The following is a 22112-nucleotide window of genomic DNA, read 5'->3' on the forward strand; positions in this document are numbered from 1 at the left end:
GGGGCCGCGCACGATCATCGTCACCACCGCGCGGCGGCCACCGTCACCGCGCGGCGCCGGTGCGCCCCGGGCGCCGCGGGGCGGCCGGATCGGGCGTGAGCTCGACCGTGGCGACCTCCGAGATCGCGGCGCCGACGGTGGCGGTGTCCCAGCGGACGGACGGCGGGGTGGTGTCCAGCGACAGGGTGGCCACCGCGTTGGAGAACCACGGACCGTTCGCGATGCGCCACGCGAACGGCGGCCTGGGAATGCGGGCCAGGCGCGACAGCCAGCCGCCGATCAGGGTGGCGAGGCCGAACTGCGCGACGATGTTGGCCAGCCGGAGCGTACGGCTCAGCGGGTTGCGGATCGGCGAGCAGACGAGCTGGTGGATCGGCAGCCCCTCGGCCTTGGCCACGTAGGAGAAGTGCACGTCGCCGGAGAGCACGAGCACGGGCTTGCCCACCTTCGCCAGCAGCCTGGACAGGTCCTCGAAGGAACGGCGGAAGGCGGCCCAGTGCTCCAGGTCCACGGCCTGGCGCAGCGCCTCGGACCAGCGGGCGACCCTCGCGCCCCAGGCCCCCTGGGCCAGGGCCTCGTTCCAGTTCTGGATGTGGTGGATGCCCGCCGGCAGCAGGAACGGCACCGAGGTGCCGATCACGAAGCGTTCCGCGCCGTCCCTTTCGAGCTGCTCGACGAGCCACTCCCACTCCACCGGGTCGATCATGCGCCGGTCGCCGGGGGTGAGCTGCCTGGCGCAGCGTGAGTCGAGCATGATCAGGCGGGTGCCGCCGAAGTCCCGGCAGTAGCTCCACCGGCTGTCCACGGGGACGTCGTAGGCGTGCCCGGCGAACGCGTCGAGGATCTCGGCCCCGTCGCCCTCCGCCGCGCACAGCTTGCCGAGCAGCTCGTCGCGGGCACGTTCCGCGGGCGACATGTTGCCCAGGTGCTGGTAGATCCAGTAGGCGCCGAGCCCGGAGACCACCCGGCGCGACCACCACGGGACCGCGGCCATCTTCTCGCGCCAGGAGGCGGAGGTGTTGAAGTCGTCCCGCAGGTCGTGGTCGTCGAAGATCATCGAAGTGGGCACCGTCGACAGCAGCCAGCGGATCTCCGGATCGGTCCAGGCGACCCGGTACAGCTCGGCGTACTCCTCGAAGTCGGCGATCTCGGTCTTCGGCTCGGTGTCCCTGCGCCCGGCGATGAACTCCAGCATCTGGGCCGACGGCTCGTCGGCGTAGACCTGGTCGCCGAGCAGCAGGAGCATGTCGGGCCACTCCCGCTCCGGCCGCTCCATCAGGCCGCAGCCGTAGGCACGCAGGACGTCGACCCCGTGGGAGACGGTGTGCGGGACGTCGTGCGGCACGCTGGTCCGGCAGGAGCCGAACATCACCTTCCTCGGCCCGCCGGACCCCAGGAGCCGAATGCGGCTGGGCGGTGCGTCCGGCAGCGGCCAGACGGCCCGGCCGTCGAGGCGGACCTCGTACGCCCCGCCACCGTCGACGTCCACGATCGCGTAATGGTGACCGTGCACGGAGAACGTCAGCGCCCGCGACCGCGTCCCGCCGACCTCGACGATCACCTCGCACGGCTCGCTGGTCTCCACCCAGATCGAGGCGCTCGTCTCGTCCACGTAGCGCAGCAGCGGCCCAACCACAAGTTCCGGCACGTTCTCCCCTAAGCCACTACAGAACGGCGGACGTCCGGCCGGAAGCCCGCCATGTCGGTGTGTTCCTTCCCCAGTTCCCGGCCGTCCAGATGGCTAACAATGGATCACGCCAAACTGGGGAAACGCACAAAAAACGGCCAGCAGACCGCAATGGATTCCACTTGGCATGGCAAAAAGCCCATAACTAGTCTGATCATGACAAACCGCCACGGGTGGAGCAACGGCGCTCCGCCCACCGCATGGAGGTCCTCCCTCATGACCGTCACGGTGCCGCCGACGACGCCGGCAACCATCCTCACCGATCCGGGCCGCCTGGCCCTCGACACCGCGCTGCTCCAGCTGAACGAGGCGGCCGAGACACTCGGCCTGGACGACGGCCTGCGCGCCATGCTCGCCACCCCCCGGCGCTCGCTCACCGTCTCGGTGCCGGTCCGCCTCCGGGACGGCCGAATGCACGTCGTGCAGGGCTTCCGCGTCCAGCACAACACCACTCTCGGCCCGGCCAGGGGCGGCATACGCTTCGCCTCCTCGACCGACGTCCACGAGATCACCGCGCTGGCCATGTGGACCACCTGGAAGTGCGCGCTGGCCGGCGTCCCGTACGGCGGCGCCAAGGGAGGCGTCCAGGTGGATCCCGCCTCGCTGAACGCCCGGGAGCTCGAACGGGTGACCCGCCGCTACGTCAACGAGATCATGCCGATCATCGGCCCGGACCGGGACATTCCCGCTCCCGACGCGGGCACCGACGAACGGACCACGGCCTGGATCATGGACAGCTACTCGGCGCAGGCCGGCTACCCCGTGACCGGCACAGTGACCGGCGCAGCGACCAGCACGGTGACCGGCACAGCGACCGGCACGGCGACCGGCGGCGACCTGACGTCCCACGACTCCCCCGACCGCGCCTCGGCCACCGCCCTCGGCGTGTGCGCCGCCGCGCTCAGGGCGCTGCGGACGCTGCCGGGCTCCTCGCGGGAGCGCACCGTCGCGGTCCACGGCTTCGGCGAGGTCGGCTCCCTGGTCGCGCGGCACCTGGCCGACCAGGGCTGCCGCGTGGTCGCGGTCTCCGACGCCACGGGCGCGGTCACCGGCCGCTCCGGCCTGGACGTCGCGGACCTGCGGGCGTGGGCGCGGGAGAGCGAGGGCGTGTACGGCTACCGCCACGCCGACGCCCTGTCCCACGAGGAGCTTGTGGAGCTGGAGGTGGACCTGCTCGTCCCGGCGGGCGGGGCGGGTGCGATCACGGCGGACAACGCCCCCCGGATCGGAGCGCGCCTGATCGTCGAGGCGGTGGACGGCTGCACCACACCCGCCGCGGACCGGATCCTGGCCGCCGCCGGGATCCCGGTGGTCCCGGACATCCTGACGGGCGCGGGCGAGGCGCTCGTCACCTCCCCGGGCGGCGCGCACGCCTCCCGCTCCCGCCCGTGGAGCGCGGGTGAGGCGGGCACGAGGGTGCGCGACCTCGTCGAGGAGTGCTTCGACACGGTCGCGGCGATGTCGGCCGAACGCGGGATCACACTGCGCCGGGCCGCCCACGCCGTCGGCGTCGGCCGGGTCGCCGAGGCCCACCGGGCCAGGGAGCTGCGTCTCTGAGACGTCCCGGGGGGCGCCGAGGCGCCCCCTCACCGCAGCGGCGTACGCGAACGCGGAACGGACGGTGGAAAGAGGTGCGGGGACGCGGGGGCGTCAGGAACGGAGCGCGGTGGCGCGACCCGTGTCACGCTCGGCGCCCCTGTCGGCGGTCCTGCCGGACGGCGACGTGTCCAGGGCCCTGACCAGGCGCTCCAGGTCCTCCATGAGCTGCTCCGTGCGCTCCGTGCCGTAGGCGGCCTCGATCGTCCGGTGGTGCCCGGCCACCGAGCCCTCGACCCGGTCGAGCAGCTCGGCTCCCCGGTCGGCGAGGAAGACGGCGACCCTGCGGCGGTCGGCGGGGTCGTGCCCCCGATAGACCAGGGCGCGGTCGATGAGCCGGTCGATCGCCTTGGTGAGCGTCGGGTGCGGCATCAGGACGGCTTCGGCGAGGTCTCCCATCGAGTGCCCGCAGCCGTCGGCGAGCGCGCGCAGAATACGCCACTGCTCGACGGTGACGTCCTCCGCGGTGAGCGCGGCGGCGAGCCCCCGGTTGACACTGCGCTCAGCGCGGCTGAGCAGGTAGGCGAGCGAAGAACCCAGCCCATTCGTCGCCATGCGAAGCCCCCGTCCATGTTCCGGCTACGTAACGGATCTGCCACACCCGTCCTTTTAGGAGGATACTCTGCAATGTGGCACAAGCCATCACATCGGTCATCGAGCCCCTGGAAGCGCAGTTGCTCCAGGGTGTCGCGCTGCGCGTCGGACTCGTCGTCCCCGTCTCCGGGGTCCTCGGGCTCGTCGGGCCGTGCGCCATCAACTGCGCTGTCCTGGCCGCCGACGAGGTGAACCTCGCGGGCGGCATGCTAGGCAGGCCCATCGAGCTTGTCCTGGTCGACGGCGGACGCCCCGCGGAACAGGTGGCGGCGGAGGTCGGGGAACTGGCGCGTAACAAGGTGATCGACGCGGTGGTGGGAACCTGCGGCAGCGATGTCAGGATCGCGGTGGTGCGGACGTTGGCCGGGCGCGTGCCTTTCGTCTACGCACCGCCGTACGAGGGCGGCGGCCATTCCCCGGGCGTCTATTTCCTCGGCGAGACCCCCGAGCACCAGCTCAGACCGGGGCTTGACTGGCTGATCGACCAGCGCCGCGCGCGAAGATGGTTCCTGCTGGGCAACGACTACATCTGGCCCCGTCTGGTGCACGGGGCGGCCCGGCGTCACCTGGCCGCCCGGGGCGCGACCGTGGTCGGTGAGCGGTACGTCCCCTACGGCAAGCACGATCTGACCTCCGTCCTGGAGAAGATGGTCGTCAGCAGGCCGGACGCCGTACTGCTCAGCCTGATCGGCAGCGACCTCGTCGCCTTCAACCGGGCCTTCGGCGAGGCCGGACTGGGCTATCCCCGGCTGTGCGGAGCACTGGAGGAGCACGGCCTGCTCGGTATCGGCGGCGACGACACCGGCGAGCTCTACGGCGCGATGGGTTACTTCTCCAGTCTCGTCACAGACGACAGTCTGAGCCTCGGAGAACGCTATGTGCGCCGCTTCGGCGTGAACGCTCCACTTCTCAACGGACACGGCCAAGGATGCTACGAGGCGATATTGATGCTCGCCGCACTCGCCAGACGGGCGGGAACACTCTACGTCCCCGCCCTCGACGCGATAGCGGAGGGGACCTCGATCGTCACCGCACGCGGATGGCTTACGCTCCAGGACCGTGGAGTACGTAGACAGGCCCATATCGGGCGCGCCGACGGACTCGACTTCGACATCGTCCGTTAACAATTTTCATCTGAAAACTTTTCCTTTTCAAGGATTCCCCCTACAGTGACGCCTGCACAGCACTCTTCTAGGAGTCGTTCCATGACTACTGACCCCTCCCTGGAAAAGTTCGGGTATCAGCAAGAGCTCCGAAGGACCCTGAGCTTCAACGACCTGCTCATCTACGGCCTGATCTTCATGGTCCCGATCGCGCCGTTCGGTATCTTCGGTGGCGTCTTCCAGGCGTCCGGTGGCATGGTTGCGCTCGCCTACATCATCGGTATGGTCGCAATGGCCTTCACCGCGTTGTCCTATGCGCAAATGGCCAAGGCCTTCCCGATGGCCGGTTCGGTCTACACTTATGCGGGCCGCGGCATCGTCGGACCGGTCGGCTTCCTGGCCGGCTGGGCGATGCTCCTCGACTACGTGTTGGTACCCGCGTTGCTCTACCTCATCGCGAGCGCGGCGATGGCCTCGTTCATCCCCGCCATCCCGATCTGGGGATGGCTGATCGTGTTCGTGGTCCTCAACACGACCGTCAACTACACGGGCATCCAGATGACCGCCCGCGTCACCCGGATCATGCTCATCGGTGAGCTGATCGTGCTGGCGATCTTCATCGTCATCGGCCTGATCGCGCTGGCCCAGGGCAAGGCTCAGGCGGGCGCGCTGACCCCGCTGTTCAACCCCGACACCTTCTCCTGGCCGCTGGCCTTCGGCGCGGTCTCCGTCGCGGTGCTGTCCTTCCTCGGCTTCGACGGCATCTCCATGCTGGCCGAGGAGAGCAAGGTCGACAGCCGCAAGATCGGCCGGTCGATGATCGCGGCGCTGGGCCTGGCCGGTGCGCTGTTCATCGTGCAGACCTGGATCGGCGCGCTGCTCACCCCCAACCGCAGCCAGCTGATCAGCGCCGGCGACCCCGCGGGCACCGCGTTCTACGACATGGCCGAGTTCGCCGGTGGCCACTGGCTCAGCGTCCTGACCGCCATCTCCACGGCCATCGCCTGGGGCTTCGCCAACTCCCTGGTCGCCCAGGCCGCCACCTCGCGTCTGCTGTACGCCATGGCCCGTGACCGCCAGCTGCCCGCCTTCCTCGCCAAGATCCACCCGAAGCACAAGGTGCCGGTCAACGCCACCATCCTCGTGGCCCTGATCTCCCTGGCCGTCGGGGTCTTCCTGGCCAACCGCGAGGACGGCATCGCCCTGATCAGCAGCCTGGTCAACTTCGGCGCCATGACCGCCTTCCTGGCGCTGCACCTGTCGGTCGTCGTCCACTACATCTTCCGCAGTGGCAGCCGCGACTGGTGGCGGCACCTGATCGCGCCGCTGATCGGCTTCGGCATCCTGGTGTACGTGGTGATCAACGCCCAGATCGCCGCCCAGATCGTGGGCATCATCTGGCTCGCCATCGGCCTGCTGGTGCTGGCCACCTTCTTCGCCTACGGCCGTCGCCCGCTGCTCGCCGCCCTGGGCGAGAACACCGACGTTCCCCTCAAGTAGCAGCGACCGCCCCACGAAAGACGCGCCGCACACCCCCCGCGACACCCATTCGATGACACAAGGACAGAACACATGTTCGAAATCTTCCTTGAGGTGGAAGAGGGATTCACCTCGACCCTCCTCAACTCGGTAACGAACCTCAGCGGGACGGGTGTGCGGTGAACGTCTTCTCCTACAGGCCTTCCCCCGAGGAACTCAGCTACACCTTCGGCGGCAGGCCCGCCGTCGCCGCGATCAAGCCCGGCACGATCGTGGAGATGTACACCGAGGACTGCTTCGGCGGCCGGGTCCGCACGGTCGACGACCTGCCCTCACAGGTCTGCGACTTCCCCTACCTGAACCCCGTGACCGGTCCCTTCCACGTCGAGGGGGCCGAGCCGGGCGACACGCTGGCGCTGCACTTCGTCTCCATCGAGCCCGCCAGGGACTGGGCGATGTCGGCCACGTTCCCGCACTTCGGGGCGCTGACCGGCACGCACACCACCGCCATGCTCACCCCGCCGCTCGACGAGGTCGTCTGGCGTTACGACATCGACGTGGCGGCGGGCGTGGCCCGCTACCACGCCCGTAACAGCGACTTCACGGTCGAGCTCCCGCTGGACCCGATGCACGGCACGGTCGGCGTCGCCCCCGGCGCCTCCGAGGCCCGGATGACGATCACCCCGGACGCCCACGGCGGCAACATGGACACCCCGGAGCTGCGCGCCGGAGTGACCGTCTACCTCGGGGTCAACGTCGAGGGCGGGCTGTTCGCGGTCGGTGACGGGCACGCGCGCCAGGGACACGGCGAAGTGTGCGGCACGGCCATCGAGTCGGCGATGAACACGGTGGTCGCGGTCGAGCTGATCAAGGGCGTCACCACCCCGTGGCCGCGCCTGGAGGACGACGCCAGCCTGATGTCGACCGGCTCGGCCCGCCCGCTCGAGGACGCCTACCGGATCAGCCAGCACGACCTGATCACCTGGACCTCGGAGATCACCGGTCTGGAGACCCTGGACGCCTACCAGCTGGTCAGCCAGATCGGCGAGGCGCCGGTCGGCAACGTCTGCGACAGCAACTACACCATGGTCGCCAAGCTTCCCAAGTCCTACCTGGGCGGGACCGGCGTCTACGAGTCGGCCCACGAGCGCCTGCGCGCACTGGGCCGGCAGTACCTCGCACAGCGCTGACCGGCGGGGGCCTGCGCGAGGAAGGCGTCCCGCGTCGCGTACCGCCGGGGTACGCGGCGCGGGACTTTCCCGTTCCGGGGGAGGGCCGCCGGGCGTCCGGCGGGCGGCGGGACGGGCTCAGCCCGCGCCCGGGACGGTGACGTTGCGCTCCTGGATCGGGGCGCCGTTGCTCGTGGCATCCTTCTGGAGGTTGCCGAAGGAGTTCCGGCTGGCGTCGAGGTCCTGCTCGGTCGCGGTGCCGCCCTTCAGCTTGTCGACGAGCTCGGAGAAGCTGTTGCTCACCGTCTCGACCCCGCGGCACAGCGTCGGGTTGCCCATCGCGAAGCTCTTGGCCCTCCTCAGCTCGTGCACGGCGAACAGCCCCGCCACCGCGGCCTTCGCGAAGGTGCGCTTGCGCTTTTCGGCCCCCTCCTTGAACCCGCCCGCCCGCAGCGGCTTGTAGATGTAGCGGTGGAAGGCGCCCAGCGCGAGCCCGGCGTGCAACGCGAACCGGGTCTTCGCGAACCGCTTGGCGTTACCCTCGGTCGGACAGGGCGCCGGGGTCTCGCCGGGACTGGCGGTCGCCTGCGGGACCTCGGCCGCGGGAGCGGTCGCCGCCGGGGCGACGGCCGCCGGGGCATTGCCCGCCGACGGTGTCAGCGCCGCGGGCGTCTCGTTGCCGCAGGCGCCGAGCAGCGTCACCGCCAGGAGCCCCGCGGCCAGGGCCGCACCGGATCGAGCACTGCGCTCAGCCACTTCTCCCCCTCATTGGAGATCCGTGACGTCACAGCCCGCCTCCGTCGAGGGGTTCGGACACCGGGCCACCGTCACGGGCCATGTGAGACGGCCTCTCGCCGCCGTTGGCATCGTCTCGCATCCCCGGCCGTGAGACCGTAACCGACACGCCTCTCAGCCCATGTCATGGCATATATCGCGATGGGGCCCTCATCGCACGCACGCGGCGACGATGTCCTCGCAGAGGGCATGGGTCACCAGGGCATCGTCGGCGTCGATCCTGGTGCCGGAGCGGACCGCCTCCAGGAACTCCGCGCAGATCCGCTCGATGCCGCGCTGGCGGGAGACCGGGGTCCAGTCGCCCCGGCGGGTCAGCGTCTCCGCGCCGGAGTAGTCGACCACGTCGGCGAGGTTGACCACCCGCCGCTTGACTCCCCCGCCCATGACCTCCACGGTCTCCTCCGCCGCGCCGCTCACCCTGTTCATGATGCCGAGGGCGGTGAAGCCGTCCCCCGACAGCTCCAGCGTCACGTGCTCCAGCAGCCCGTCCCTGACCCTGGTCCGGACACCGGTGTGCTCGACCCGCCCCGGCACCAGGAACCTGAGGGTGTCCACGACGTGGACGAAGTCGTCGAAGATCACGGTACGCGGGTCCCCGGGGAGGTTCTCCCGGTTCTTCTCCATCACGACCAGGTGGCGGGGCAGGTCGAGCAGGGCGGCGTAGGACGGCGCCCTGCGCCGGTTGAAGCCGACGAGCAGCGACAGGTCCCGCTCGCGGGCCGTCCGCGCCAGTTCCCGCGACTCGGCCAGCGTGTAGGCGATCGGCTTGTCGAGATAGACGTGGACACCCGCCCGGAGCAGCGCCCCGGCGACCCGCGCGTGGGCGTCGGTGGCCACGTGCACGAAGGCCGCCTCCACCCCCGCGGCGATCACCTCGTCCACCAGGGTGAACCGGCGCCCGATCCGGTAGGTGTCACCGAGGAGGTCGAGGGTGGCGCGGTCGCGGGTGCACAGGTGGAGGTCGAGGCCCGGGGTCGCGGCGAGCACGGGCAGGTACGCCTTCCGTGCGATGTCCCCCAGGCCGATCACGGCGATTTTCATGCCCCGAGCGTAGGGCCGCCCCCGTACGGCCGGACGGGCGGTGCCGTACGGCTCACGCCGCGGCGGCCAGGCGGCCGCGCCACCAGGCGATCGTCTCGGTCAGCGCGTCCTCCAGCGGGGTCGGCGTCACGCCGAAGACCTTCTGGAAGTCGGTGGAGTCCAGCAGGAAGGGCCGGACGAACTGGTAGCGCAGTTCCTCCAGCTCACCGAGCATCGGGGAGAAGACGCCCGCCGCACGGATCAGCCAGTGGGGCATGGCCTTGACGCCCGGGTTCGGGACACCGGCCAGTGAGCACAGCCGGTCGGCGATCTCGCGGACCGTCACCGGCTCGGTCGTCGGGACGTGCCAGGCGCGCCCCCAGGACCGGTCGTCGGTGGCGGCCGTCACCAGGGCCCTGGCCACGTCCGGCACGTAGGTCCAGCTGTGCGGCAGCGTGGGGTCCCCGATGTAGCGCACCGTCCTGCCGGCGAGCAGCGGGGGGACGAGCCTCTCCCCCAGGTGCGACTGGTCCAGGCAGCCGGGGCCGAAGTAGTCGGATCCGCGCACCTCGGTCACCCGGACCCGGCCCGCGTCGTGCGCGGCGAGCGCCTCCCGCCACATGCGGACCCGGATCGCCCCCTTGGCGCTGGGCGGCGTGAGCGGGTCGTCCTCCCGCATCGGGCGGTCGGGGGCGGCGTAGACGTAGAGGTTTCCGAGGATGACGTATCCCGCGCCGGTGGTCTCGGCGGCGGCCAGCAGCGACCGCGCCATCGGCGGCCAGTCCTGCGCCCAGCGGGGGTAGGGCGGGTTGACGCAGTTGTAGAGGGCGTCGGCCCCCCTGGTCAGCTCGGTGAGCCGCGCCTGGTCGGCCACGTCCGCGACGACCCTGCGGATTCCCGGGGCGTCGGGGCCCGATCCCGACCGGCTGAGGAGGACGACCTCGTGCCCCTGCTCCGCCAGCAGCCGGGCGACCCGGGAGCCGACCTGGCCGGCCCCCGCGATGACGTGCTTACCCATGACCGTCTTTCCCTTCGTCGGTTTCACGAGATCTCACTGGTTCCACAGCAGCCGCAGCGCGGCGTTGACGACGTATACGGCGGCGAAGACGATGCCCGAGGTCGGGCGGCCCGCCATGACCAGTGCCGCGGCGCCGCCGCCGAACCACAGGACCTCCAGGGCGACCCTGGCGAGCCCGGTGAGCGGGATCGTGGCGCCGTTCGCCGCCCCGAAGAGCGCCCAGACCACGATGAACAGGGCGGGCGCGCCGAGCCCGAGGAGCAGCTTCACCGGCCGGCCCTGCCCGGCGGTGAACCCCCAGTAGCCGGTCGCGCCGAGAACGCCGAGCTCCAGCAGGAACATGACGAGGAGGTTGGCGTTCTTGGCCAGGGACAGCATCGGGGGACTCCTTTGGGATTGCCGTTCCGTTCTGAGAGCAATGCTCTCTCAAGGGAACGCCGACCGTCAAGAGCACTGCTCTTTTTTATTCTCAGTGCTCTGATAAGGTCGTGGACATGAGCTCAAGCCGCACAGCACGGGAACGGGTTCGCGCCGAGCTGACCCGCGAGATAACCGACATCGCCCGCAACCAGCTCGCCACCGAGGGAGCCGCGGGCCTGTCCCTGCGCGCCGTCGCCCGCGAGATGGGCATGGTCTCCTCGGCGATCTACCGCTACTTCCCCTCCCGGGACGACCTGCTCACGGCCCTGATCATCGACGGCTACAACGCCGTCGGCGAGGCCGTGGAGAACGCGGACGCGGCCTGTCCCCGGGAGGACCACACCGGCCGGTGGCTGGCGGTGTGCCATGCCGTACGGGACTGGGCGCTGGCCCATCCGCACGAGTACGCCCTGCTGTACGGCTCGCCGGTGCCCGGTTACCAGGCGCCGATGGACACCGTCGCCGCCGCGGTGCGCGACACCGCCGTCTACGGGCGGATCATCTCCGACGCCCACCGCGCGGGAGCCCTGAACCCCCCGGACGTCTGCCCGCCCCCGCCGCCCTCCTTCAGCGACGACGCGGCCCGGGTGCGCGAGGTCATCCCCGACGTCTCCGACGACGTGATCACCCGCGCCCTGATCGCGTGGACCGGGCTGTTCGGCTGGGTCAGCTTCGAACTGTTCGGCCAGTTCAACAACGTGCTCCTCGACCCCACGACGGCCTTCGACCACTCCATGCGCTGCCAGGGCCGCCTCCTCGGACTGCCCGCCTGACATCGGGCGCGCGGGTCGCGTCGCTGCGCGCCGGCGCGTTTCCGGCGCGATCGGATCCGGAGCGGCTGAGCCGGGGCGCGAGGTCCGCCAGGTCCGCGGGGGGCAGGGGAGTCAGGGGGCGGTCAGTAGCGCCCGGTACTCCTCGGGAAGTCCGAGCATGACGTCGAGGAACCCCTTCTCCGTGATCGCCTCGCGCAGCGTGGTGAAGACGGCCTGGGCGTGCCTTCGCCCCTCCTCCCGGCTCACGCCCTGCCGCTCGGCCACGCGTCCCAGGAAGTCGTCCAGCGACGTCCGCGCGGCACTCCGGATCCCCTCGACCGTCCCTCGCTTCAGCGGCTCGTGGAGCGGGACCGCCAGCTCCCGGATCAGGTTCTCGGCCTGCCCTCCGGCGACGCGTTCGGCGAGCGTCTCCAGCACCGCCTCCGTGGCGCGGTGGGCGCCCGCCGCGTCCAGCCCCGCCCGGTTGGCGACCCGGGCGAGGAACTCCTCCGCCGGCATGAGCTGGATGCCGCGCCGCTGGGCCTCCACGATCAGGGAGTCGAAGTCCTCGGGCAGGCAGGCCGCCATGTCGGCGACCGCCTCGGGTTCCACCACCTCCCCGAGCACCCAGAAGACCTCCCGGGCGTGCCGCGCGGCCACCTCGACGTCCACCTCCTCGCGCTCGGCCACCCGGCGCAGGAACTCGTCCACGTCGAAGGGCTCCGGGTCCCGCTCCGGCTGGATCCAGGGTTTCGCGCGTGCGGGCAGCCGCTGGAGGACGCCTCTGCCCTCGCTCGTGGAAAGCCGCTCCCCCAGCGTCTCGAGCGTCGCGCGCGCCGCGCGCTCCGCCTCCTCGGTGCCGAGATCGGCGTACTGCTTCAGAGTGTCAATGAACTCCTCGTATTCCACGGCTCGCTCCTCACCCGGCTCGTAGGGCAACGCATGCGCTCCGGTCTCCTTCTGGTCAGCTACCCCGATTCCCGAATCGGCCACCAATGGCCCCGGTCAACTCGGCGTAGAGCGGCACAAAGCAGAACAAAACAGCACAGAGTAGAGCGGGCGGCCGGAGGAGGCCGGACGGCGAACGGCGGACGGCCCGGAGGGCGGACGACCGCTCCGGCCGTCTCCCCCGGCCACCGGACCGTCGGCGCGCGAACGTTCCCCGCTCCCCCGCCGAGGGCGGCCCGTGCGCACTATGCGGAACTTTGCGCCTTACCTATTGACGCCACAAATCGAATTCCGGTTGATTGTCGTCAATCCCGCGACAGCGATCTCCGTTGGAGTTCCGCTCGCGGTGTAACCGTCCGCCCCGGGGGCGGTCTCTGCAGTTTTCATGTTCGTTTTCCGTCGCACAAGGAAGTGAAGAATGTTGAGAAACCGCCTCATGGCCTCCCTTTCCGCGATGGCGGTCGCGGGTGTGCTGGCCACCGTCCCCCTGGCGTCCCCCGCCTCCGCGTCCTCCGCCGCCGCTCCGATCTGCGCGAGCGAGTGGAGCGCGGCCAAGGCGTACGCCGGTGGCCTGGTCGCCTCCTACAACGGGCACAACTGGCGGGCGAAGTGGTGGACGCGGAACAACGTCCCCGACGGCCCCTCCGGCATCTGGACGGACCAGGGAGCCTGCGAGGCGAGCGAGGGCAACTTCGTCGTCACCGAGGCGCAGTTCAACGAGATGTTCCCGAAGCGGAACCCCTTCTACACCTACAACGGCCTGGTCACGGCGCTGAGCGCCTACCCCGCCTTCGCGGGCACCGGCAGTGACACCGTCAAGAAGCAGGAGGCGGCGGCCTTCCTCGCCAACATCAACCACGAGACCGGCGGCCTGTTCTACATCGTGGAGGTGAACACCGCGAACTACCCCCACTACTGTGACCGCGACCAGCCGTTCGGCTGCCCGGCGGGCATCTCGTCCTACTACGGCCGTGGCCCGATCCAGCTGAGCTGGAACTACAACTACAAGGCGGCGGGCGACGCCCTGGGCATCGACCTGCTCAACAACCCCAACCTGGTGCAGACCGAGGCCTCCGTGGCCTGGATGACCGGCATCTGGTACTGGATGACCCAGAACGGCCCCGGCACGATGACCCCGCACACCGCGATGGTCGACGGCCACGGCTTCGGCGAGACGATCCGCAGCATCAACGGCGCACTGGAGTGCAACGGCGGCAACCCCCGGCAGGTGCAGAGCCGCATCGACGCCTACCAGAGGTTCGCCCGGATCCTCGGGGTCGACCCCGGCGACAACCTGAGCTGCTGACCGGAGCCGGGTCGCCGGCCACACGGCGACCCGTGCCCCCGCCCGGCGACGCCACGACACCGTGAAAACCGGCGACGTCACGACGTGACGGAAAGGGGCGGCCCACCGGCCGCCCCTTTTCCTCCATCTTTTCCCCGTCTCCCGGTTTCACTTTTCCCGCGTCATCCCACCGTTTCCCCACACCGCCCCACGGCTTCTCCACGCCTCCCCACGGCGCCCCTCCCCTTTTTCGGGGAGGCATTGTTTTTCCATTTCCTTTTCTTTTTTCACTCCGCCGCGATCACCGCCCGCGTGTTTTTCCCGTCGAGGACCGCCGCCGTCCGCACACCGATCCGCCGACCGCGGTACGGTTTCACGGCTTTCCCGATCCCTCGGCGGGGCCGCCCGGCAAACCGAGTGCCGGACCGGGAGGCCCCCCGCGACGATCGCGTCGCGCTCAGACCTGGAGCAGGCAGATGAGGTAGTGGGACGGCAACCCCTCCTTGACGCCCACGACCACCCGGTCCGGACGCCTGAACCGGCAGGCCTCGTAGGGGTCTCCGGTGCCCTTGAACGTGAGGTTCCAGTCGTAGCACCTGAGGGAGCCGCGCTCGAAGAGGCCGACGCCCGAGGCGGAATCGACCTTGGCCGCGCAGTACTCGCCGGTGCTGATCGGGCTCTCGCCGGCCTCGATGATCTGAGCCTGGGCGGGAGAGGCCGCGGTGAGCACCGCGGTCACGGCCAGGACCGCGCCGGAGAACAACGTGAGAACACGTCGGGACATGACTGTCTCCAAAGGGGAACGGGTTCTGCCTTCCGTTTCCGGAAGAGCCGGCAACTCCCGCAGGACCATTCGACCTCAACGGTCCGCCACCGATAGCGGGACGAACAACAGCAGGCAGGGGCATCTAAGAGGGAGTCTTATATAGGAAACTTTCCTATGCAATACCCGAATGTCGCGTCTCCTCGGCGCGGCCGTGACGATGCCCGGGCGGGAGTTCACCACCGCCGCGACAAAGCGGCGGGGCGCCCGGCCTCGCAGACCTTCCGGAGCCGCGACGCTTCCTCACCCGGCCGTAACACCCGGCCGCGGCATTCCGCCCCACCCGCGCGAGGCGGATCGATGTCTCGGATCCGCGAGCGTGATCATTCGCCGCCACACGGACTCACCGGAGGTGATCGCGTAGTTGACCGCGAGAAGTGATTCCAAGCTTGCGGAAGGCACGGTACAGGTGGGTGCTCACCGTCCGGTGCGACAGATACAGCTGCTGGGCGATCTCGCGGTTGGACAGTCCCTCCGCGGCCAAGCGGGCGATGTGCAGTTCCTGCGGGGTGAACGCCTCGATGGAGGAGGCCGACCGCTCGCCTCCGGCCTCGCCCGCCGCTCGCAGCTCCTGTCTGGCCCGCTCCCCCCAGGCCGTGAAACCGAGCGCGTCGAAGGTGTCGCGGGCTGTGCGCAACGACACCCTGGCCTCCAGGATGCGGCGCCGGCGGCGCAACCAGGCCCCGTGGGCCAGCAGCGCGCGGCCCCGCGCCATCGGCCAGGGGGCCAGGTCGGCCTCCAGCGCGTCGTGATAACCGGCTTCGTCGTCGGTGAGCAGCGCGTGCGCGTGCCGGATGCCCACCTGAAGCAGGGGTGAGCGGGTCCGGGCGGCGACCGCTCGCAGCTCGGTCAGCACATGACGCACTGCCTGGCGTTGTGCGTCGGTGACGGCGGACTCGGCCAGTTCGCTGAGCACCCATTGGCGCCAGATCGGGTGGTGGGCGGGGTCGCCGCGGTCGAAGATCCGCCACAGGTAGCCGAAGGCCTCCTCGTGCTGGCCGGAGCTCAGCGCGAGCACACCCTTGGCGTGTTGCAGGAGCGCCACGTTCGCGCTGATGGCCAGGCCTCCCAGGACCCGCTCGCCCTCGGCGGCCAGGGCAGCGCCCCGGGCGGGCTGCCCGCGCAGCCCGGCCAGCAGCGCCAGCCCGGCCAGGGCGGACGACTGCCAGCGCGGCTGGTGGGTCTCGCGGGCCAGCCGTTCGGCCTCCTCGGCCTGCATCGACGCGCCCGCCCAGTCTCCGCAGAAAATCTGGCACCACACTCCGGAGGACAGGGCCTGGGCCAGCAGGCCCAGCCTGCCCTCGGCGCGGAGCCGGGCGATCGCCGCGTTCAGGAAGCCGCTGCCCAGGTCGAAGGCGCCCACCGTGGTCGCGGCCACGCCCAGCATCCGGGCCCCGGTACCGTCAACAGGCTGTTCGCGGAGCTTGACCAGCCGGTCCAGGATGGCCGGGCCGTACTCGATCGGCACGGCGGTGGCCGCGATCATGATCATTTCCGGATCGTCGTCACCACCGGCCAGGCCCCGGCCTGCGGCCACGACGCGTTGCCGCAGTTCCCAGCCGGGGTCGCTCCACCAACAGCGGACGGCGGCGGCCCGGACCACGTTGAGGGCCAGCGCGCGGTCACCGACGGTACGGCAGGCCTCAGCGGTCGCGATCAGCCGTCGCACCCGGTCCGGTCCCTCGTTACGCCCTTCTTCCAGCACCTCGTTCAGCCAGGCGAGCCGCGCTTGCTGAGGCTCGCCGAGTAGTGGCGACTCGATGAGAGTCAGCAGCTCGCCGACCTGGCCGCCGTGCCCGAGTTCGAAGGCGAGCTCGGCGGCCCGCAGCAGGCGCTCGGCGCGGACGGCGGGCTGTTCGCTCACCTCGGCCGCGCGGCGCAGCGCGGTGACCGCCACCGACAGGGCGCCGCGGCGGCGTGCGCGGACGGCGGCCTGTTCCAGATCGGCGGCGACGGACTCGTCCTGACGTCCCAGGGCGGCGGCGCGGTGCCAGGCGCGGCGATCCTCATCATGGGCGAAGACCCGGGCGAGGGCGGCGTGGATCGCCTGGCGGCCGGCCGGCCCTGCCTTCTGGTAGATGGCGGAGCGAACCAGCGGGTGGCGAAAACGCACAGCCTGCACATGGGGCTCGACCAGCCCGGCCTCCGCGGCGGGCGCCAGGTCCGCCGGGTCCAGCGCGGCGCCGGTCACGATGCCGGCCGCGGCCAGCGCCTCGGCCAGATCGGGGCCGTCGTTGGCCGCCGCGGCCAGCAGCAACGTGCGTGTCTGCTCCGGGATCTCGGCCAGCCGGGCGGCGAAAGCCCGCTCCAGGCGCGCCGTGAGCGGAAGGAATCCGGGGTGTGGCGTGAGGGCCGCGGCCTGCGGCAGCTCCACCAGAGCCAGCGGGTTGCCCACCGCCTCGGCCAGCACCCGCCAGCGCATGCCGAGGCCGAGTCCGGGAGCCCGGGCCTCCAGGAGCGCCTGTGCCGCGGTGGAGGCCAGCACTGCGAGGGTGAGCCCGGGCAGGCCGCTGTCGTCGAAGATCGTGGGATAACCGTCCCGGACCGCCATGAACAACACGATCGGCTCGGAGTGCAGTCGTCGGGCGACGAAGGCCAGGACCTCCGCGGAGGGCCGGTCCAGCCACTGGGCGTCATCCACCACGGCCAGCAGGGGGCGGTGGGCCGCCGCCTCGCCCAGCAGGTTGAGGACGGCCAGCGCGATGACGAACGGCTCGGGACCGGCCGCCTCATCCAGCCCGAACGCGCCCCGCAGCGCGGCCCGCTGCAGCGGCGGCAGGTCGTCGACGGCGCCGAGCAGCGGCTGGACCAGCTGGTGCAGCGCGGCGAAGGGCAGGTGCGTCTCGCTCTGCACACCGGCCGCGCGCAACACCGCCACGCCGGTGGTCCTGGCGTGCTCGGCCGCCACCGCCAGCAGCGCGGACTTGCCGATGCCCGCCGCGCCCCGCACGAGCAGCGTCCCGCCCCGCTCCCCGATGGCGTCGATGAGCCCGTTGAGGTGGGCGGTCTCGTGCTCGCGCCCGAACAGGGCGATCATCGGCGGGCTCCCCGTTCGTGCGCTGATTTCTGGTGAATTGTCGCAGATCTACGTCAACCTTCGGATGCCGCCCGATGCCCGCTTCGCCCTAGCTTTCCAGCGTGAGGGAGACCTTTGGTGTGCTGCTGCGGAGCTTTCGGCACCGTGTGAAACTGACGATCGAGGAGCTGTCGCACACCTCCGGTGTGAGCGTCCGCGCGATCGGCGACATGGAGCGCGGCACCAGCCTCGGCCCGCAACGCCGGACCGTGCAGGCCTTGGCCGACGCCCTCCGCCTGACCCTGGAGGAGGCCGCCGAGCTGGCCGAAGCGGCCAGAGCGGGACGCCCCCGATCCCCCGCTCCGGCCCGTGGCCTGTGCGAGCCGCCGCGCGGCGTCGGCGACTTCGCCGGCCGCACCGCCGAGCTCGACCTGCTGGCCCGGCTCGCCGCCTCAGCGCGAAGCGCCGGGACCGCGGTGGTGGCGACGATCTCCGGTGCGGGCGGTATGGGCAAGACGGCGCTGGCCGTGCACGCGGCGGAACGGCTGGCGGCCGGCTTCCCCGAGGGGCGTTTCCATGTGGATCTGCGCGGCATGGATCCGGTGCCGCTGGACCCGTCGAGCGCGCTGGCCCGGCTGCTGAAGGCGCTGGGGGTGCCGGAGCGGCGAATCCCCGCCGACGAGCAGGAGCGGGCGGGGCAGTACCGGGCGCTGCTGCGCGAGCGGCGCTGTCTGATCGTGCTGGACAACGCGGCGCACGAGGCGCAGGTGCGGCCTTTGCTGCCGTCCGGCGGTCCGGGGATGACTCTGATCACCAGCCGCCGTTCGCTGGCCGGGCTGGAGGGGGTACGGCAGATTCCGCTCGCCCAGCTGTCCGGGGCGGAGGCGACCGGGCTGCTGGAGGCGATCGTCGGCGGCGGGCGGGCACAGGCCGACCGGAACGGCCTGGCCGAGGTGGCGCGCCTGTGCGGGCACCTGCCGCTGGCGGTGCGGATCGCGGGCAACCGGCTGCAGAGCCGCCCCGGCTGGAGCCCGGGGCAGTTGGCCGGGCGGTTGCAGGACGAGGAACGGCGGCTGGAGGCGTTGTCGGCCGGTGACCAGGCCGTGGCCGCCACCTTCTCGCTGTCCTACCGCCAGTTGTCGCTCCGCGCGCAGCGTACCTTCCGCCGCCTGGCGTTGGCGGCCGCCCCGGACTTCGGGGTGCCGCTGACCGCCGTCGTGGCGGAGCTGGACCTGTTCGAGGCCGAGGACGCACTGGAGGAGCTGGTCGAGCTGGGCTTGCTGCAGTCGCCGTACGTCGGCCGCTACCGCTTCCACGACCTGGTCCGGCTGTACGCGCGGGCGCGGTTGTCGGAGCAGGAGCCGATCGAGGAGCAGCGCGTGGCACGTCGCCGGATGGAGGCCTGGCTGCTGGAGGGCGTTCAACAGTGAGAAACGCCTGCTGGAAGGGGAACAGGCGGCGCCGCTGGAGGATCTTGAGGACCTCGACCGTGGCGCCGCACGACTGCTCGGCCGCCAGGCGCTCCTCTGACGCGGCGCGGTGTCCGGGCGTTGAGCGCCACGACGATCGCCGAGGCGGACATCGGGCAAAGCCGTGCACCGGCACGACGGCCGGCTTGGCGCCGCCGGCCGGGGCCGATGTGGCGGCGCCGGCCGGGGCCGAGAGTGAGCAGGACAGCGGCCGAGGACGCGGTCAGGAGTCCGCGGATCGCGGAAAGGGCCCTTCCAGGGGTGGGCCCGGGCCGTCAGACGAACCGCTGGACGAAGGTCAGGGCGGTGCCGCACACCTCACGCCAGCCGTTGTCGATGGTCAGCGAGTGTCCGCGCCCCGGCATCTCGATGATCTCGGTGACGTGGTGCTCGTTGTGCGCCTGCTTCTTGTAGGAGGCGTTGGCGATCGCCCACGGCACGGTGTGGTCCTTCTCCCCGGAGATGATCAACAACGGGCCGCGGTTCTCGGCGGTGCTGTCGACCTTGGTCTCGCTCCACGGGTTGAAGTTGGCCACCGCCGCCTGGAACAGCGGCGCCCCCGGAGCCGGCACCGAGAACTTCTCATACAGCTCGTGCGCCTCCTCCTCGCTGACGGCGTTGGCGAAGGCGTAGCGGAACTGCTCGTAGGTGAGCGGGACGGCCCGGTGGATGTTGGCCGGGTTGGTGAGCACCGGCGCGGCGGCGCGCAGCGAGGAGAACGGCAGCGGCAACACCCCCTGGAACGGTGCCGGATCGATCGCCACCGAAGCGCAGGCCAGCCCGCGCCCGGCCAGGATCTGGGTGAGCAGCCCGCCGAAGGAGTGACCGACGATCACCGGCTTGCGCTCCAGCTTGCCGATCAGGTCGGCGAAGTGGTCGGCGACCTGGCCCACGGTCTTGTGCGCGAACACCTCCGGGTGGGCCTTGGCCTCGGCGACCGTGTCGGGGTCGTCGGGCCAGCCCGGCTGGACCGGGGCGAACCCGGCCTCCGCGAACACCTGCGCCCAGCTGTCCCAGCTGGAGGGCAGCAGCCACAGGCCGTGCACGAAGACGACCGGGGTCTTGCCGGTGGCGTTGGCCTGCTCGATCAGCGTGATGTCGTGCTCGATGGACATGGGGGACTCCCTCTTTGGCCGGGTCAGCGGGACAGGTGGGCGGACAGGAACGCGATGGCCTGGTTGATGGCGGCCTCGGCGGCGTGGGTGCCGCGCAGCGCGTTGAGCATGACGAAGTCGTGGATGATCCCCTGGTAGCGCACGGCCACGACAGGTACCCCGGCCTCCCGCAGCCGGGCCGCGTACGCCTCGCCCTCGTCGCGCAGGACGTCGGCCTCGGCGGTGATGACCAGCGCCGGGGGCAGGCCCGCGAGCTCGTCCAGGCTCGCGCGCAGCGGCGAGGCGGTGATCTCGTTCCGTGCGGCCTCGCCGGTGGTGTACTGGTCCCAGAACCACTGCATGCCGTCGCGGCGCAGGAAGTAACCCTCGGCGAACTCGTGGTAGGAACCGGTGTCGAAGCTCGCGTCGGTCACCGGGTAGAACAACACCTGCGCGGCCAGCGGGATCTCGCCCTTGACCTGCAGGGTCAGCGCGGCGCTCATGTTGCCGCCGACCGAGTCCCCGGCCACCGCCATCCTGCTCGCGTCCAGCTCGAAGGCCGCGCCATGCTCCACCACCCAGCGGGCGGCCGCGAGGTTCTGCTCGATCGCGGCCGGGTAACGGGCCTCCGGCGAGCGGTCGTAGTTGACGAACACCACCGCCGCGCCCACCCCCTTGGCCAGCTCACGGGCCAGCCGCCCGTGGGTGTGATCGTTGCCGAACACCCAGCCGGCGCCGTGGATGTAGACGATGACCGGCAGCGGCCCGACGGCGTCGGCCGGGCGGAAGACGGTCAGGTTCTCCACTCTCTCGCGGGTGGTGCCGGGCACCTCGATCTCCGGCGACTGCGCCTCGTCCACGGCTTTGCGTCCGTCCTCGACGGGAAGCTGGAACAGATACGGCGGCGCGGCGGTGGCCTCGGCGAAGGCCTGGGCGGCGGGTTCCAGAACAGGCTTGGACATGCTCGCTCCTGGGGGGCTGCGGCGGGCTGCTGTGCCCGGCACAGCCATCGAAGCAATCATCCACGCGACACGCGAGGCAGAACCATGGGCAGAACTAAAAATGCCGCCGAAACATGAAGGAAACGGGCCGTGCATGGGACTGACCGGACAGAAGGCGTCCGGCGGAGGTCGGCCCCCGGCGGAAGACATGCCTAGCCGGGGGACCGATCCGGCCGGGCCACGGGGAAGTGCCCGGCCGGACGGGTGACGGCGGCTCCGCCCCTCCCCCCTCCAAAGAGAGGACGGAGCCGCCCGGCCCCGGGACCACCGGCACGTGGTCTCCGGGGCCACGTCCGTCCCCTATTCGAGCGGCCCGGGAACGGACGGGTCTGCGGGAGGCGGGGGGATCGCGATGGCGCACCAGACCGTACGGCCCGGCCCGCAACACCGCTCGCGGACCCCCCACGCCAGTGAGATCTCCCGGACGATCAGCAGGCCGCGACCGTCCTCGGCGTTCTCCTCCTTGCGGACATGGGGCCCGGAGAACACCGACCCCGGATCCGCCACCTCGACTCCGACGAACTCCTCTCCCTCCGTGACGGTGAGACGGATGGAGTCACCCGGCTTCACGTCGGAGTGCACGATCGCGTTCGTCACCAGTTCCGAGACGGCCAGCACGACGTCGTCGATCGCGGGATGGGCCTCCCCGAGCCAGCCACGCACCTCGGCCCGCGCCCGCGAAACGGACTCGCGGACCCCGGCCAGACCGACCTCCCCGAGCACCCTCGGCTCCACACCCACTGACTTCACGGCTTCACCCACCCGAAAACTCGACCTTGACCGGCCCTCCCCACCATGCCAAGCTTCGGCTACCTTAAGTAGTCAATTGACTTCGTGCAGTCA

General features: G+C 70.9%; 19 protein-coding genes. 7 read left to right on the forward strand and 12 right to left on the reverse strand.

All coding sequences use genetic code 11. The features are described from left to right. Positions 1 to 43: 43 nt before the first annotated feature. On the reverse strand, positions 44 to 1648 hold the full coding sequence (locus AB0N02_RS14920; protein ID WP_363946043.1) for an alkaline phosphatase D family protein: 1605 nt from the start codon (positions 1646 to 1648) through the stop codon (positions 44 to 46). Between the two features lie 255 nt (positions 1649 to 1903). Between AB0N02_RS14920 and AB0N02_RS14925 the strand changes: the two genes are divergently transcribed. Beyond that, positions 1904 to 3244, forward strand: a complete 1341-nt coding sequence (locus AB0N02_RS14925; RefSeq protein ID WP_363946044.1) for a Glu/Leu/Phe/Val dehydrogenase — start codon at positions 1904 to 1906, stop codon at positions 3242 to 3244. Positions 3245 to 3337: 93 nt separating this feature from the next. Here AB0N02_RS14925 and AB0N02_RS14930 read toward each other — a convergent pair whose 3' ends face one another. Further along, on the reverse strand, positions 3338 to 3838 hold the full coding sequence (locus tag AB0N02_RS14930) for a MarR family transcriptional regulator (protein WP_363946045.1): 501 nt from the start codon (positions 3836 to 3838) through the stop codon (positions 3338 to 3340). A 74-nt stretch (positions 3839 to 3912) separates the two neighbouring features. Between AB0N02_RS14930 and AB0N02_RS14935 the strand changes: the two genes are divergently transcribed. The 3 genes from AB0N02_RS14935 (at position 3913) to AB0N02_RS14945 (ending at position 7649) form a co-directional block, all read left to right on the forward strand. Beyond that, a complete protein-coding gene (locus tag AB0N02_RS14935; protein WP_363946046.1) occupies positions 3913 to 5001 on the forward strand; it encodes a substrate-binding domain-containing protein in 1089 nt (362 codons plus the stop codon). An 81-nt stretch (positions 5002 to 5082) separates the two neighbouring features. After that, positions 5083 to 6480, forward strand: a complete 1398-nt coding sequence (locus AB0N02_RS14940) for an APC family permease (RefSeq protein WP_363946047.1) — start codon at positions 5083 to 5085, stop codon at positions 6478 to 6480. A 158-nt stretch (positions 6481 to 6638) separates the two neighbouring features. Beyond that, positions 6639 to 7649, forward strand: a complete 1011-nt coding sequence (locus AB0N02_RS14945; RefSeq protein ID WP_363946048.1) for an acetamidase/formamidase family protein — start codon at positions 6639 to 6641, stop codon at positions 7647 to 7649. A gap of 117 nt (positions 7650 to 7766) precedes the next feature. On the opposite strand, the gene AB0N02_RS14950 is transcribed toward AB0N02_RS14945, so the two are convergent. The 4 genes from AB0N02_RS14950 to AB0N02_RS14965 all read right to left on the reverse strand — a co-directional run bounded on the left by AB0N02_RS14950 (position 7767) and on the right by AB0N02_RS14965 (position 10839). Beyond that, positions 7767 to 8384 (reverse strand): hypothetical protein, encoded by a 618-nt coding sequence (locus tag AB0N02_RS14950; protein ID WP_363946049.1) that lies wholly within the window; start codon positions 8382 to 8384, stop codon positions 7767 to 7769. 189 nt (positions 8385 to 8573) lie between these two features. Next, complete coding sequence (locus AB0N02_RS14955) at positions 8574 to 9464, reverse strand: Gfo/Idh/MocA family oxidoreductase (RefSeq protein ID WP_363946050.1); 891 nt, start codon at positions 9462 to 9464, stop codon at positions 8574 to 8576. Positions 9465 to 9516: 52 nt separating this feature from the next. Then, entirely contained in the window at positions 9517 to 10461 is a 945-nt protein-coding gene (locus AB0N02_RS14960) for an NAD-dependent epimerase/dehydratase family protein (RefSeq protein WP_363946051.1), read from the reverse strand. Positions 10462 to 10494: 33 nt separating this feature from the next. Continuing rightward, positions 10495 to 10839 carry a YrdB family protein gene (locus AB0N02_RS14965; RefSeq protein ID WP_363946052.1) on the reverse strand — a complete coding sequence of 115 codons (345 nt, stop codon included), beginning with the start codon at positions 10837 to 10839 and terminating at the stop codon, positions 10495 to 10497. Between the two features lie 116 nt (positions 10840 to 10955). Between AB0N02_RS14965 and AB0N02_RS14970 the strand changes: the two genes are divergently transcribed. Beyond that, positions 10956 to 11654 carry a TetR/AcrR family transcriptional regulator gene (locus AB0N02_RS14970; protein ID WP_363946054.1) on the forward strand — a complete coding sequence of 233 codons (699 nt, stop codon included), beginning with the start codon at positions 10956 to 10958 and terminating at the stop codon, positions 11652 to 11654. Positions 11655 to 11765: 111 nt separating this feature from the next. Here AB0N02_RS14970 and AB0N02_RS14975 read toward each other — a convergent pair whose 3' ends face one another. Continuing rightward, positions 11766 to 12542: a DUF2267 domain-containing protein gene (locus AB0N02_RS14975; protein WP_363946055.1), complete on the reverse strand. Its 777-nt coding sequence runs from the start codon at positions 12540 to 12542 to the stop codon at positions 11766 to 11768. 457 nt (positions 12543 to 12999) lie between these two features. Here AB0N02_RS14975 and AB0N02_RS14980 point away from each other — a divergent pair, with 457 nt between their 5' ends. Continuing rightward, positions 13000 to 13887 (forward strand): glycoside hydrolase family 19 protein, encoded by an 888-nt coding sequence (locus tag AB0N02_RS14980; RefSeq protein ID WP_363946056.1) that lies wholly within the window; start codon positions 13000 to 13002, stop codon positions 13885 to 13887. 436 nt (positions 13888 to 14323) lie between these two features. Here the strand turns inward: AB0N02_RS14980 and AB0N02_RS14985 are convergent, their stop codons facing one another. Both AB0N02_RS14985 and AB0N02_RS14990 read right to left on the reverse strand, forming a co-directional pair. Then, the gene (locus AB0N02_RS14985; RefSeq protein WP_363946058.1) at positions 14324 to 14650 is read right to left on the reverse strand and encodes a hypothetical protein; all 327 of its coding nucleotides are present in this window, start codon (positions 14648 to 14650) and stop codon (positions 14324 to 14326) included. Between the two features lie 382 nt (positions 14651 to 15032). Then, positions 15033 to 17726 carry an AAA family ATPase gene (locus tag AB0N02_RS14990; RefSeq protein ID WP_363946060.1) on the reverse strand — a complete coding sequence of 898 codons (2694 nt, stop codon included), beginning with the start codon at positions 17724 to 17726 and terminating at the stop codon, positions 15033 to 15035. Between the two features lie 101 nt (positions 17727 to 17827). Between AB0N02_RS14990 and AB0N02_RS14995 the strand changes: the two genes are divergently transcribed. Continuing rightward, the gene (locus tag AB0N02_RS14995) at positions 17828 to 19135 is read left to right on the forward strand and encodes a helix-turn-helix domain-containing protein (protein ID WP_363946061.1); all 1308 of its coding nucleotides are present in this window, start codon (positions 17828 to 17830) and stop codon (positions 19133 to 19135) included. A gap of 314 nt (positions 19136 to 19449) precedes the next feature. Here AB0N02_RS14995 and AB0N02_RS15000 read toward each other — a convergent pair whose 3' ends face one another. From AB0N02_RS15000 to AB0N02_RS15010, 3 genes are all read right to left on the reverse strand, one after another. After that, positions 19450 to 20289: an alpha/beta hydrolase gene (locus AB0N02_RS15000; RefSeq protein ID WP_363946062.1), complete on the reverse strand. Its 840-nt coding sequence runs from the start codon at positions 20287 to 20289 to the stop codon at positions 19450 to 19452. Positions 20290 to 20312: 23 nt separating this feature from the next. Beyond that, on the reverse strand, positions 20313 to 21230 hold the full coding sequence (locus AB0N02_RS15005; protein ID WP_363946064.1) for an alpha/beta hydrolase: 918 nt from the start codon (positions 21228 to 21230) through the stop codon (positions 20313 to 20315). Positions 21231 to 21569: 339 nt separating this feature from the next. Then, complete coding sequence (locus AB0N02_RS15010) at positions 21570 to 22019, reverse strand: ATP-binding protein (protein ID WP_363946066.1); 450 nt, start codon at positions 22017 to 22019, stop codon at positions 21570 to 21572. Between the last annotated feature and the right edge of the window lie 93 nt (positions 22020 to 22112).

It is taken from the genome of Streptosporangium sp. NPDC051022 (assembly GCF_040683035.1).
Classification (GTDB): domain Bacteria; phylum Actinomycetota; class Actinomycetes; order Streptosporangiales; family Streptosporangiaceae; genus Streptosporangium.

What these genes read in the sequence shown, in the direction of transcription:
- AB0N02_RS14925 (WP_363946044.1), top strand. Translation starts at nt 1,904, where the DNA reads ATGACCGTCACGGTGCCGCCGACGACGCCGGCAACCATCCTCACCGAT.
- AB0N02_RS14930 (WP_363946045.1), bottom strand. Translation starts at nt 3,838, where the DNA reads ATGGCGACGAATGGGCTGGGTTCTTCGCTCGCCTACCTGCTCAGCCGC.
- AB0N02_RS14940 (WP_363946047.1), top strand. Translation starts at nt 5,083, where the DNA reads ATGACTACTGACCCCTCCCTGGAAAAGTTCGGGTATCAGCAAGAGCTC.
- AB0N02_RS14955 (WP_363946050.1), bottom strand. Translation starts at nt 9,464, where the DNA reads ATGAAAATCGCCGTGATCGGCCTGGGGGACATCGCACGGAAGGCGTAC.
- AB0N02_RS14960 (WP_363946051.1), bottom strand. Translation starts at nt 10,461, where the DNA reads ATGGGTAAGCACGTCATCGCGGGGGCCGGCCAGGTCGGCTCCCGGGTC.
- AB0N02_RS14965 (WP_363946052.1), bottom strand. Translation starts at nt 10,839, where the DNA reads ATGCTGTCCCTGGCCAAGAACGCCAACCTCCTCGTCATGTTCCTGCTG.
- AB0N02_RS14970 (WP_363946054.1), top strand. Translation starts at nt 10,956, where the DNA reads ATGAGCTCAAGCCGCACAGCACGGGAACGGGTTCGCGCCGAGCTGACC.
- AB0N02_RS14980 (WP_363946056.1), top strand. Translation starts at nt 13,000, where the DNA reads ATGTTGAGAAACCGCCTCATGGCCTCCCTTTCCGCGATGGCGGTCGCG.
- AB0N02_RS14985 (WP_363946058.1), bottom strand. Translation starts at nt 14,650, where the DNA reads ATGTCCCGACGTGTTCTCACGTTGTTCTCCGGCGCGGTCCTGGCCGTG.
- AB0N02_RS14990 (WP_363946060.1), bottom strand. Translation starts at nt 17,726, where the DNA reads ATGATCGCCCTGTTCGGGCGCGAGCACGAGACCGCCCACCTCAACGGG.
- AB0N02_RS15000 (WP_363946062.1), bottom strand. Translation starts at nt 20,289, where the DNA reads ATGTCCATCGAGCACGACATCACGCTGATCGAGCAGGCCAACGCCACC.
- AB0N02_RS15005 (WP_363946064.1), bottom strand. Translation starts at nt 21,230, where the DNA reads ATGTCCAAGCCTGTTCTGGAACCCGCCGCCCAGGCCTTCGCCGAGGCC.